This is a genomic window from Caulobacter sp. GW821-FHT11A05, assembly GCF_058809015.1.
In genome coordinates, this window is the sequence record NZ_JBXASF010000010.1 from 92,645 (window position 1) to 104,676 (window position 12,032).

Below are 12,032 nucleotides of genomic sequence, written 5' to 3' on the forward strand. Positions count from 1 at the left end.
TTCCTAGGACGACTTGGCGGGGCGCGGCGTCGCGGCGCAATCGGATGCGTCGCGTGGTCGCCAATTGGGACCGGCAACAGGGTCCGCCGCCGCTTCGTTGGGCGCCCTGCTCCCACGGCGATCCAAATCCGCCCCCGCCGGCGCGGCCAGCGGCAAGCCGCCGTCGGATCGGAACAGAAAGCCCAGCGCGCCGCTCGAAGCCGGAATGAGCCCTTCGAGACGACGCAACGCGGCGACCAGGATGCGTTTGACGGGCGGTTCCGCCCACCGACAGACGAGCCAGCTCGCCAGCAGCACGGCCGCCAATGCGGCCACCAGGGCGATCCAGGGATCGACCCCCAGGCGGGTCAGGAGCCGCAGCACGGCGACGCCCGAGACCTGATGCAGCAGGTAGAGCGGATAGGTCATCAGGCCGAGGCGCCGAAGCGCCGCCCTTGCGACCAGGCTGCGCGGGGTCGCCTGATCGGCAAAACGCGTGGCGAGCACCATGGCGACGATGGCCGCCACCAGGGCGGCGACCGGCGCCCAGGACGGCTGGTCGACGACCGCGCTTCCCTTCTGGTCGGTGACGCGGAGAAGCACCTCAGCGACCGAAACGACGACAGCGCCGGCCGCCGCCAGACCGCCGCCCCGCGTCAACCGTCCGTTCGCCTGGATCCAGATCCAGATGCCGACAGCGAACAGCGCGCCATGGCGCAGGAGCAGCAGGTCGGCCCGCGGAGCCAGCCACTCGATCACGGCCAACTCAGGCGCCACGCCCATCCGGACCAACAGGCTCGGAATGACGAACGCCCCGCTCCAGATTGTCAGACCGGCGGCGACCCGGCCGATGATGGCGAACCGGCCAACCGCCAGCAGGAGGAAGACAAGGCCGTAGAAGACGATCTCCACGGCCAGCGTCCAATAGACCCCATCGACCCAGGGGCCCTTCACCCACAGGGTCGCCGATCCGGCCAGACGACGAAGGATCTCATCAAAGGGGTAGATGGCGTAGGCCGCCAGGATCGCCGCCGAGATCGCCGCGCATATCCAGGCGGCCGGGTAGAGTCGCGATATGCGGCCTCTCAGAAAGGCCAGGGGCGAGGCGTGATTGGCCGAGGCGACAATCACGAAGCCGGAAATGACGAAGAAGATTTCGACGCCGATCCAGCCGAACCAGGCGAAGGGCGCCAACGGCTCGAAGCGGAGGTCCGACTGCAGTATCCGGGCCCCGGTCGAACTTGGACTGGCCCAGCTCCAGAAGCCCAGATGGAAGACGGCGACCATCGCCGCCGCCGCGAACCGTATGGCGTCCAGGCCAAAATAATATCGCCGCCCGTCCCCGGTCATGGGCCGTTCCGCTCCCACGCCGCCGAGACGCTCGCCTGGACCTGCGCGAACAGTCCATCCCAGCCGCGCGCCTCGGCGATGGCCCTGCGGCCCGCCGCCAGCTCCGGGCGGGGGTCGGCCAGCCGTTGCGCCACCAGGTCCAGGAATGCGGTGTGGTCGACGGCGACGTCCACGAAGGGCGCCATGGGCCACACCGAGCGCAGGGCGACCGACACGGTCGGCTTGCCGCTGGCCATGTACTCCACGATCTTCAGCGGGTCGGCGCGGTGACGCAGTTCGCTGACCTCGTGCGGCAGGATGCAGACGTCGAAGGACCGCAGATAGGCCGGCACCTTCAGGTGTTCGACATGACCCACCAGCACCAGGCCGGGGATGGCGGCCAGGGCCGCCTCGGCCTCCGGCGCCACCGGTCCGACGATGACCACCTGGCCGGGCCATCGCCGCGCCAGCTTGCCCAGCAGTTCGAAGTCCATCCAGCGGGCGACCAGGCCGACAAAGCCGATGCGCGGACGCGGAACCTGCGGCAGCGGGTCCTCGCCGGGCTGCGCCGCTTCCAGGAACACCGGGTCGACGCCGTTCGGGACCACGGTCGTGTTGGGATTGGAGAGGACCAGCCGGTCGCGCAGCGCCTGGGTGGTGGTGAAGACCGCATCGGCGCGATCCGTCAGCCTGGCTTCGGCGGCCTGGGTGAGCCGCCGCTCCCTGGGTGATCGGGCGTAGTAGGCGTAGTCGTCGGTGACGTCGTAGACGACCGCCCGGGGAGTGAGGTGGCGCAGGGTCTCTATGGAGCCCGGCAGGCGGCACCAGACCAGGTAGTCGTCCCAGCCCTCCGCCCGCAGCCAACGGCGAATGGCGGCCGCGAACCGGCGGCCATTCCAGGCCGCGACCGGCGCGAGACCCCCGCCGCCGGGGATCTGCATCGGCAGGCTCATCACCTGAATGCCGGGTTCGACTGTGCGCACCCCGCCGCCCGCCAGAGAGGCCGGCCCCTGCCGTTTCAGCCGCGTGCGGAACGCCACGGGATTTTCGACATAGAGAATCTCGGTCCCCTGGCGGGCGAAGCGCCGCGAGAAATGGTTCTGCCGGGTCCAGACGCCGTCCCAGGGCGGCGACAGCAGCCAGACGATCCGCCGCGGCGAGGTCACCCGGGCACCGTGCATTCGAGGAAGTAGTGGTAGCTGTACTCCGGGCAGAAGTAGGCGCGCTCGATCCTGAAATGACGGGCGACGATGGCGCGGACCGCCTTCACCGAATGGCCCTTGGTTCCGAGTTCCCAATAGTGCTGGCCATCGAAGGTCCAGGTCTTGGGGCGGGCCAGCCGGCGGGCGAAGGCGAAGGCGAAGCGGTTTTTCCACAGCCGGCCGCGGAGCTCGACCGGATAGCCGTAGTGGGGCAGCGACAGGATCACCGTCCGGCGCGCGACCTTGCCGATGGCGGCCAGGGCGACCTCGAAGTCCTCGAACGGCAGGTGCTCCAGAATCTGAAAGGCGCAGACGAGATCGACGCTCTTGGGCGCCACCAGACGGTCGAGTTGGCGGACGTCGCCCGCCACGTCCGGCGCGAGATCGGGGTTGTGGTCGCAGGTGATCACCCGCACGCCGGCCTGGCGCAGCATCTGGGTCGTCACCCCCATGCCCGGCCCGATCTCCAGCACCGAGGCGGGGCGATGGCGCAGCACGGCGGCGATCTGGCGCCAGTAGGAACTCCAGCGCTCGACGGTCACATAGTCGGCGAAATTGTAGAAATCGCCGGAAACCTGCGGCGGACCCTGCTCCTGCGCGGTCATGGGGGTGTGCCTCCGCCCTGCCGCCAGCACGCCGCGAGGTCGTCCTCGAGACGGGCTCGGTCGATCCGGTTCTGCCGATCCCAGGCCAGGGCGTACCAGTTGAACGTCCCGGAGAAGGTGTAGAGGGCGAAGATCAGCCCCGGCGTTCCATGGCGCCAGGCGCCCCGCAACAGATAGGCCTTCAGCATCCGCTTCAGCGGCTGGAACAGCAGATCCCGCCAGCTCACCCGCCCGGCCTGGACGATGCGGTCGGCTTCCATTTCCGCGTACCGCAGATTCTTGCCGATCCGCTCAGCGAAGCTCTCGTCGTTCAGGTGCCACATCTGGGAAGCCAGCTGGCCGATCGCCGCCGCGCCGCCGTCGACCTGAACCACCTCATGCAGCGGATTGACGAAACGATGCGCGCCCCGCCGCGCCAGCTGCGCCGCGTTCCAGGTCTCCCAGCCTCCGGCCGGAAAGGGCCGATGCAGGAAGAAGTTGAGACGGCCATAGCGAAAGGCGTTGCGATCGGTGGCCGCGATGGCGCCGCGAATCTCGGTCGCCAGCCCCGGGGGGACGCGTTCGTCGATGTCCATATGCAGCAGCCAGTCGCTGCGCGCCGCCTCGATGCCGTGGTTGCGCTGGGCCGCGAAACCACCCCGGCTCTCCAGCCGCCGCCGCACCAGGGTCACCGGGAAGGCGCAGCCGCCGAGGAACTCCGGGGTGCCATCCGTCGACCCGTCATCGACGATGACGATCTCGTCCACCCAGGGGGCGAGGTGGTCGATGAAGCCGACGATGTCGCGCCGCTCGTCGCGGGCGATGGCCACCACGCCAAGCGTCGGCGCGCCCTCGCGGCGTGCGAACGCTTCGGCCGCGGGCAGTCTCGACGGACGGGTGGCTGTCTTGGTCACGCGTAGGTCCGTTCGAACAGGTCCACGAGGGCCCTGATGTGGGTCCGGGCGTCATAGCGGCCCACGACCAGCCGCCTGGCCGCCGCCCCCATCCTTTCAGCGCCCTCGTCGTCAAGGAGACGCCGCAAGGCCGCGAGGAATCCAGCATTGTCATCCATGCCGTCCAGGATGAAGCCGGTCTCGCCCTGAATGACTGCTTCTTGGGCAGCCGGCAGCGGCGAAACGATCACCGGCCGTCCACAGGCCATCGCCTCGACGACGACGTTCGGCAGGCCGTCGTTGAAGTCGGTGTTGGCCAGCAGGGCGAAGACATGGCTGCGTTGAAGGTATTCCCGCACCTGCGAGTGCGGCACCCAGCCCGGCAGGTCGAGCCGCTCGGCGAACCCCAGGGCGCTGGCCTGGGTCCGCAGATCCTCCAGCCCCGGCCCCCGCCCCAGGATGGTCAGGTCCACGTCCAGTCCGGCCTGGTGGGCCAGGGCGCAGGCCCGCACGAGCCGGTCGAAGCCCTTGGTCGGGGTGATGCGCCCCGCCGACAGCACCCGCAGCGGCGTCGGCGGACCGGCGGAAGACAAGGGGGCGAAGGCGGCCGTATCGACCCCGTGGTAGATCAGGTGGCCAAGCGCCCGCGCCTGCGGGGGCAGGCGGTCCAGCAGATAGTCCATGGCCGCCTGATTGCAGAAGGTCGAGAACCGCAGCCGCTCGAAGGCCGCCGGAAAATGCCCGCTGTCGTGGGCGACCTCGTGAGCGTGGACACTGATCGAGAAAGGCAGAGCCGCGCCGGCCTCGGCCAGGGCGGCGATCTGGGTCGCGTAAGGCCAGTGCGCGTGCAGGCCGGTCACCCCGTCGCGACGCGCCCGGCGCGCCACGGCGACGGCGCGGCCAAGACGGAGCAGCCCGTGGGTCGGCTCTGTCGCCTCCCGCTCGAACCGCCGGTTCAGGGCCAGCATGCGCGGGGTCAGCGGACTGGCCAGCGCCAGGCCGGCTTCGCGCTTGTCGATGTACTGGGTGCGGTCGATCAGGCCCCGCGCCTCCGGGGTCAGCAACGCCGCATCGTCGCCCTCCGGCTTCTGGAAGGCATAGATCTCGAGATCGACGCCGGCCTTCAGCAGGTCGGCCACCTCCCGGCTGACGAAGGTCTCCGAGGGCCAGGGGAACCTGGCGATGACGTAGCCGAGCTTCATCAGCGGTCTCGCAGCAGCGACATCAGGTCGTCATCGGCCAGCAGCGCCCGCGGATCGGCCGGAGCCAGGGCCAGCTTCAGGGCCAGCGCCTGGTACTTCACGATGATCCGGTCGGAGACGATGGCCCCGTCGGGGCCGACCGCCAGCGCCAGCCCGGCCGGCGTGGCGTGCAGGGCGGGAACCGCCGTGGCGGCGCGGGCCGCGGCCTGCGCATAGACCGGCCTGCCGGTCAGCCCGGCCAGTTTGAGGAGGGCGATGGCCATGTCGACATTGGCGTCCAGATGGTCGCGGTCGCCGTCGGCGTGCTCCGGGAAAAGGCCGTTGGCCCATTGCCGCGTCAGCCAGCGATCGGCGATGGTCTGGGCGAGCGCCAGCGCCCGGTCCGACAGGCCGTCCTTGGCCAGGTCGCAGAACAGGTCGATCGTCGCGAAGGCCGCCTTGAGGCTGACCTCCCGTCCGGCCAGGGAGGGGTCGAGCCACAGCCAGACATCGCCGTCGTTCAGCATCAGCCGTTCGAAGCCGGTCAGCCACCGGTCGATGATACCGCGCCAGTAGCCGTCGCCGAGCCGCAGCTCCAGAGCGGCGAGACCCCAGACCAGGTTGGTGTTGTCCTTGAACAGCCGGACCGAGAGGTTCGAGGCCGGCTTGAGGGCCGTGTCCAGCCAGCCGGCGCGAGCACTCAGCACGCGGCAGAACAGGCCGCTGCCGCGAAACCCCGTCGTCCGGGCCCAGCCGTTCGCCAGGCGGATGGAGGCGGTCAGGAATGCCTGCTCGCCGGTGAGGTCGAACAGCTCCAGCCAAAGCTCGATGTAGCCGCCGTTGAAGGCGTCCGCCCGCCCCGGCCATGTCGATGGGTGGCGCAGGGCCGGCGGTTCGTTGACCAGCAGGTCGCCGATGAACATCGTCTCGATGATGGTCCGACCGCCGGCGCGGGCCGCCTCGAGCAACAGCGGGTCGCCGGTGCTCCGATGCAATTCCAGCAGGCCGAGCAGCCAGTCGTGGTTGCTGAACAGCTGCGTGCGGCCGCCCCTGCGGTAGAGCCCGCCGGTCAGATGGGGCGTCGCCGCCGCCAGCTGGCGTTGGGCGAAGGCGTCGCGGCCGTAGCGTTGAAGAAAGGGCAGGACGTCGCCGAAATCGGCGATCAGCGGCTCGGGCTGGGTGATGGCGCTGTTTCCGTCGACCTCGGTGACCAGCAACCCGGATGGGCCGAGGTAGCCGGTTTCGATCCGGTCGAGGGCCTGCGCCACCCAGTCCAGATCCTGACCGCAAAGGCGATCGGCGACACCAGCCATCAGTAACCGTGCGCAATCAGCTTCAACCCCAGGGGGCGAAGCAGCTTTTCGTCCAGCTTGATCAGGACGTGGCGCAGAGCGTCGATGACGCCGAAACGCCAGGCCATGGCGACGACCAGCCGCCAGTTCGCCCGGCGGGCCGGCCCGCCGATGGGCGGGGGCGAGCGATCGGCCCCCAGGTGGTCGACCCGTTGTTTGAACTGATGGGTCGGCGGCGCGTCCAGATCCCAGGCGTAAACCCGCAGGCTGGCGCCGGCGGGAACGATCAGGTCGCTGTAGCGCCCCCCCATGAGACAGCCGAAGATGGCCGAGCCGCGGACCATGCCGGACGCCTGATCCTCAAACCGTGGGATGCCGGTCGCCGCGTCCAGGACGACGATGCGGCCGGCGTTGTTACCGACCACCAGCACCGGATCGCCGCCGTCCGGCCGAACCAGGAGCGGCGTGGCGTAGCTGCGGCAGACCGCGTCCTCCGTAAAGTAGGGCCGGCCGTCCGCAGGCCGGCAGAGACCGTCCGGCCCATGTCGGCAGTCGGCTGTTGGCGGAAAGTCGTATCGCCAGACCGGCGCGCCGTCCGCCAGCATCACCGCCAGGCAGGCCGGACTGCCGAGGCTGCAGGCCGCAACCAGGTCGTCGCCGGACGGCAGGCGCAGGATGGTTGGGCTGGAATCGACCCCGCCGCCGGCCGGGGCCGTCCAGACCCTGCGACCGGTCCGGCCGTCGAGGGCGATCAGGGCGTTGTCTCCGGCCCCGCCGGTATGTTCGCCGCCGCCCAGGACAACCAGCGGCCGGTCCCCCGCCAGGGCGAAGGAGGGGGAGGAATCGGGATCGTACCCGAAGGTCGTGAACCACTTGGGCCGTCCCGTCGCGGCCTCCAGGCAGAACAGGCGGGCCGAGCGCGTCCCCAGGACCACCTCCAGTTCGCCGTCGCGATCGACGTCGCAGACCAGGGGCGAGGACACCACCCCTCGCTTCGTTCCCCCGATGAACAGGTGCTTGGGAAGCCGCCGGCGCCAAAGAACGGCGCCGTTGCGCTTCAGGGCCCAAACGCTGGGTCCGTAGCTGGCGACGACGATCTCCAGCTCGCCGTCGCCATCGACATCGGCCACCGCCGGAACGGATCGAATGGCGTCGCCCAGGCGATAGCGCGAACGGATGGCCCCGTCCGCCGCCGACAGCCGGTAGAGGTCGCCGCCGTGCGTTCCGACGAGGATGTCGGGCCGGCCATCGCCCTCCAGCTCGACGACGACGGGCGAGGAGGTGATTTCGCTCCCAAGGCAAAGGCTCCAGACCGGCGACAGATCCTGACCGCGCCAGGCCTGGACCCAGCCCTGTCGGTCGGCGGCGACCAGGATGGCGGATCCATCCAGCTGGGCGATGGCGGGCGTGGACCAGGTCTCGGCCCGCAACGGCAGGGTCGCCACCAGCCGGGGCGTCGGCAGGTCGGCTGGGGCGTGGGCCCTGGCCAGGGTCGCGGCCGGCATCAGGAGACGCCCCGGGCGGGATCGCGAGGAAACAGCTGCGCGCGGCCGACGGTTTCCGCAAAGCGGCCCAGCAGCTTCAGAAGCGCCGGCCGGCCGGCCAGGGTGGCGTCGCCGATGAGCCGCAGATACCGCGAGATCTCACGTCCCGACAGCAGGGCCAGGCCCAGGAGGTAGGCCATGCCGCCCAGGACCAGGCCGGCGATGATCAGCGCCGGTTCACCGGTGCGGGCGCTCATCCACCAGATAGCGCCCGCGGCGGCGGCGGCGGCGGCGACAGGCGCCAGCGGCGCCAGGGGAATTCCGCCGATCCGATAGCCGACGCGGATCAGCAACAGCGCCGTCGCCCCCAGCCACCCGGCCGTCGCCGCGACCGGATAGGCGTTCGGCCCGAGGACCTGATGGAGGCCCAGCAGCACGCCCATCTGCAGGCCGACGTTGACGATGCCGGCGGCCAGGGGGGTCCCGACCAGGCCCAGCGCCTTGGCCGCCTGGGCGGCGGGAGAGGCCACGACCATCAGCATGAAGGACGGAAACAGACCCTGGATCAGCGGACCGACCTCCGACCAGCTGCCGGGCAGCAGCAGGCCGATGATGGCCGGCGCCAGGCAGGCGAGGAAGACCGCGAACGGGGCGACCGAGGCGGCCCCCACATAGAAGCTCTGGCCCAGCCACCGCCGGGTCTGGGCCAGGTCGTCCTGCGAACGGGCGAACAGACGAAGCTGCAGGGCCGACAGGAGGACGATGGGCTGCAGGATCACCGCGTCCAGCATGGTCGTCGCCATGCCGATGACCCCCACGGCGGTGACGCCAAACAGGGCGCCGGTCACCAGGGGCGCGGCGGAGCGGCTGGCCAGGTCGACCAGGCTGGTCAGTTGCAGCGGCACGGCGAACTTGAGCAGCTGGCCGGCCCGGCCGAGGTCCAGACCCAGACGAGGAAGCCTGCCGGCCAGGATGTGCAGCAGCAGCATCCCGGTCAGGTGGCGCAGCGCCGTCGCCGTCACCAGGGCCCAGACGCCCCAGCCCACCCAGGCCAGGAACAGGGCCGAGACGAGATAGACAAGGTACTCCGCCACCTCGCTGGCGGCGACCAGGTCATGCCGCACCTCCCGCTGCAGCACGGCGGTGGGGATGGACTTGAGCGACATGGCCAGCACGATCGCCGCCATGGCCCGGGCCACCCAGACGTCATCAGGCTGCAGCCCGTAGGTCGCGACGAGCCACGGCGCCGACCAATACAGAGCCGCGAGCGCGACCAGGGCCAGAATCTGTTGGAGACTGAAGGCGGTGCGCAGGTCCTCCTCGGAGACGGCCTCACGCCGCCTGACCAGGGCGGAGATCACCCCGCCAACGCAGAGCGCCGACAGGGCGGAGAGGAGGAACTGGCTGGTCGCGAAAAGACCGAACCCGGCCGGCGCGATCATCCGGGCCAGCAGCAGGGTCCCGACGAAGGCGAGCAGGCGCACCACCGCATGGCGGGTGAACGCGGTGAGGGCCGCTCGCGCCGCCCGCCCCTTGACCTCCTCGTGGCTCAGCTCCGACATCGCGTGACTGCGTCCATCCCCCTGCTTCGCGTGGCCATGTGGTCGAGACCGGCCGGCCGACTTCGGAACCTTCAATGTCAATCTTCGCCAGGAACACTGGCTGACGCCGGCCGGCGACTGCAACGCGCGGCGCCGGTTCTGCCGCGAGAACCGGAAAACTGCCCGATAACGGGCAGGCCGCGCCGAAGCCCCCTCGGCCCCAGGCCTCAGCGTTCACGCGCCGCCAAAGCCTGGGCATACGATCCGCTGCCAACCTCGGCGGATATCGGCGTCGCCAGCCCGATGGGGCGTCGAGGTGGGCGGATTGGGGCATCGAGAACAGGAAATAGCGCATGCGTGTTGCGATGATCGGCACCGGCTACGTCGGCCTGGTGTCCGGAGCCTGTTTCGCCGACTTCGGCCACACCGTCTGCTGCATCGACAAGGACGCCGGCAAGATCGCCCGCCTGCATGACAACATCATGCCGATCTACGAGCCGGGCCTCGACGACCTGGTGGCCCGCAACGTCAAGGCCGGCCGGCTGTTCTTCGCCACCGAGGCCGATGACGCCGTCCGCAACGCCGACGCCGTGTTCATCGCCGTCGGCACCCCCTCGCGCCGCGGCGACGGCCACGCCGACCTCTCCTACGTCTACGCCGCCGCCGAGGAGATCGCCGGCCTGATGAACGGCTTCACCGTCATCGTCACCAAGTCCACCGTGCCGGTCGGCACCGGCGACGAGATCGAGCGCATCATCCGCGAGAAGCGCCCGGACGCGCAGTTCGCCGTCGTCTCCAACCCTGAGTTCCTGCGTGAGGGCGCCGCCATCGACGACTTCAAGCGGCCCGACCGCGTCGTCGTCGGCACGGACAACGCCAAGGCCCGCGAGGTGATGACCGAGATCTACCGGCCGCTGTTCCTCAACGAGACCCCGATCGTCTTCACCGGACGCCGCACCAGCGAGCTGATCAAATACGCCGCCAACGCCTTCCTGGCCCTGAAGATCACTTTTATCAACGAGATCGCCGACCTCTGCGAAGCGGTCGGCGCCGACGTGCAGCAGGTGGCCAAGGGCATCGGCCTGGACAACCGCATCGGCGGCAAGTTCCTCAACGCCGGCCCCGGCTATGGCGGCAGCTGTTTTCCCAAGGACACCCTGGCCCTGGTCCGCACGGCCAGCGACGCCGGCGCCCCGATCGAGCTGGTCGAAGCCACCGTCCGCGTCAACGACCGCCGCAAGAAGGCCATGGCCGCCCGCGTCGCCAAGGCCCTGGGTTCCGAAGACCTGACCGGCAAGGTCATCGGTGTCCTCGGCCTCACCTTCAAGCCCAACACCGACGACATGCGCGACGCCCCCAGCCTCGACATCGTCCCGGCCCTGCAGGCCATGGGCGCCACCCTCCAGGCCTATGACCCCGAGGGCCACGAGGCCCGCCAGATGCTGCCGGGCATCGACTTCAAGGACGGTCCCTACGATGCGGTGGAGGGCGCCGACGCCGTGGTCATCATCACCGAGTGGGACGAGTTCCGCGCCCTCGACCTCGACCGCGTCAAGCTGCTGATGCACGCCCCCGTCGTCGTCGACCTGCGCAACATCTACCGCCCCGACGACATGCGCCGCCGCGGCTTCGAGTATTCGAGCATCGGGCGGGAGTAGGCGCCTAGGTGACCAGTCGCCCCAGCGCCCAGGCCGCAAGAAGCCAACAGACGGCGCAGAACAGGAGCCCGGCCAGGAAAATCCAGTTCAGCCGAAGTTTTCCGTTCCGCCATTTTGGCCGTCTCGGTTTCGTTGTCGCCTCCGGCGCCGCCCCATGCGGATTTGCGTCAATCCGCGCTCTATAGCAGCTAGAGATGAGAAAAAGATGTGCAGTTCCGGCCTTCCCGGCCGCTTTTCGCTGCGTGGACGCGGCGATATCGCCTGCCGGCCGCACGGCGCCGCTACCCTGAGGAGGCCAGACTCAGACTTCAGATTTGCAGGAACCAGCGATGGCCATGGCGCGGTCGACAGCGCTCTTCTTCGCCGCGATATCCGCTCTTGGCGGGGTGGCCTGCACGCCTGAACCGGCCGCCGAGGCCGGCGCGGCCCCGATCGCGGAACTGCCGCGGCGCAAGCCCGGCCTGTGGAAGCAGAGCATGCTGATGCAGGGCGGCGATTCCATCCAGAACGTCATGCTGTGCCTGGACGAGGCCACCGACACCAAGCTGGCGTGGTGGGGACAGGCCCAGGCCGACTGCGCCGGAGTCGAGGTCAAGCGCCAGCCCGACGGCGCATGGCGCTTTCGCTCAGTCTGCAGTCCGGGCAGCGGCGGCCAGGTCGCGACCGACGGCCGGGCGGTCGGCGACTTCCAGCGCAGCTATCAGGTCGTGGCGGACAGCCGGGTGTCGGGCGCCCCGGTCGAGCAGATGAATGGAACCCACAGCGTCACCATCGACGCTGTCTGGCAGGGGGACTGCCCGGCGGGGATGAAGCCCGGCGACATGGATTTTCCGAGCGGGCGGCGGATCAACGCTCTGCAACTTCTGGCGCCAGAGGGATGACCCTGGTT

Annotated in this window: 10 protein-coding genes; 2 read left to right on the forward strand and 8 right to left on the reverse strand. The window is 69.8% G+C overall.

All coding sequences use genetic code 11. From position 1 onward, the window contains the following. Positions 1-3: 3 nt before the first annotated feature. Genes AC1RSK_RS15340 through AC1RSK_RS15375 form a run of 8 tightly spaced genes read right to left on the reverse strand, consistent with a single transcriptional unit; the run spans position 4 to position 9,506 of the window. The gene (locus AC1RSK_RS15340) at positions 4-1,329 is read right to left on the reverse strand and encodes an acyltransferase family protein (RefSeq protein WP_492908443.1); all 1,326 of its coding nucleotides are present in this window, start codon (positions 1,327-1,329) and stop codon (positions 4-6) included. Continuing rightward, the gene (locus tag AC1RSK_RS15345) at positions 1,326-2,489 is read right to left on the reverse strand and encodes a glycosyltransferase (RefSeq protein WP_492908444.1); all 1,164 of its coding nucleotides are present in this window, start codon (positions 2,487-2,489) and stop codon (positions 1,326-1,328) included. The genes AC1RSK_RS15340 and AC1RSK_RS15345 overlap by 4 nt, the downstream gene beginning before the upstream one ends. Next, the gene (locus AC1RSK_RS15350) at positions 2,471-3,115 is read right to left on the reverse strand and encodes a class I SAM-dependent methyltransferase (RefSeq protein ID WP_492908445.1); all 645 of its coding nucleotides are present in this window, start codon (positions 3,113-3,115) and stop codon (positions 2,471-2,473) included. Before AC1RSK_RS15350 ends, AC1RSK_RS15345 begins: the two co-directional genes overlap by 19 nt. Continuing rightward, a complete protein-coding gene (locus tag AC1RSK_RS15355; protein WP_492908446.1) occupies positions 3,112-4,008 on the reverse strand; it encodes a glycosyltransferase family 2 protein in 897 nt (298 codons plus the stop codon). The genes AC1RSK_RS15350 and AC1RSK_RS15355 overlap by 4 nt, the downstream gene beginning before the upstream one ends. Further along, on the reverse strand, positions 4,005-5,189 hold the full coding sequence (locus tag AC1RSK_RS15360) for a glycosyltransferase family 4 protein (RefSeq protein WP_492908447.1): 1,185 nt from the start codon (positions 5,187-5,189) through the stop codon (positions 4,005-4,007). The genes AC1RSK_RS15355 and AC1RSK_RS15360 overlap by 4 nt, the downstream gene beginning before the upstream one ends. Beyond that, complete coding sequence (locus AC1RSK_RS15365; protein ID WP_492908448.1) at positions 5,189-6,481, reverse strand: hypothetical protein; 1,293 nt, start codon at positions 6,479-6,481, stop codon at positions 5,189-5,191. The genes AC1RSK_RS15360 and AC1RSK_RS15365 overlap by 1 nt, the downstream gene beginning before the upstream one ends. After that, positions 6,481-7,965 (reverse strand): outer membrane protein assembly factor BamB family protein, encoded by a 1,485-nt coding sequence (locus AC1RSK_RS15370; RefSeq protein WP_492908449.1) that lies wholly within the window; start codon positions 7,963-7,965, stop codon positions 6,481-6,483. The genes AC1RSK_RS15365 and AC1RSK_RS15370 overlap by 1 nt, the downstream gene beginning before the upstream one ends. After that, positions 7,965-9,506 carry an oligosaccharide flippase family protein gene (locus tag AC1RSK_RS15375; protein WP_492908450.1) on the reverse strand — a complete coding sequence of 514 codons (1,542 nt, stop codon included), beginning with the start codon at positions 9,504-9,506 and terminating at the stop codon, positions 7,965-7,967. The genes AC1RSK_RS15370 and AC1RSK_RS15375 overlap by 1 nt, the downstream gene beginning before the upstream one ends. A gap of 332 nt (positions 9,507-9,838) precedes the next feature. Between AC1RSK_RS15375 and AC1RSK_RS15380 the strand changes: the two genes are divergently transcribed. Continuing rightward, positions 9,839-11,143 (forward strand): UDP-glucose dehydrogenase family protein, encoded by a 1,305-nt coding sequence (locus tag AC1RSK_RS15380; protein WP_492908451.1) that lies wholly within the window; start codon positions 9,839-9,841, stop codon positions 11,141-11,143. Positions 11,144-11,472: 329 nt separating this feature from the next. After that, positions 11,473-12,024, forward strand: a complete 552-nt coding sequence (locus AC1RSK_RS15385) for a DUF3617 domain-containing protein (RefSeq protein WP_492908452.1) — start codon at positions 11,473-11,475, stop codon at positions 12,022-12,024. The last annotated feature ends 8 nt before the right edge of the window (positions 12,025-12,032 follow it).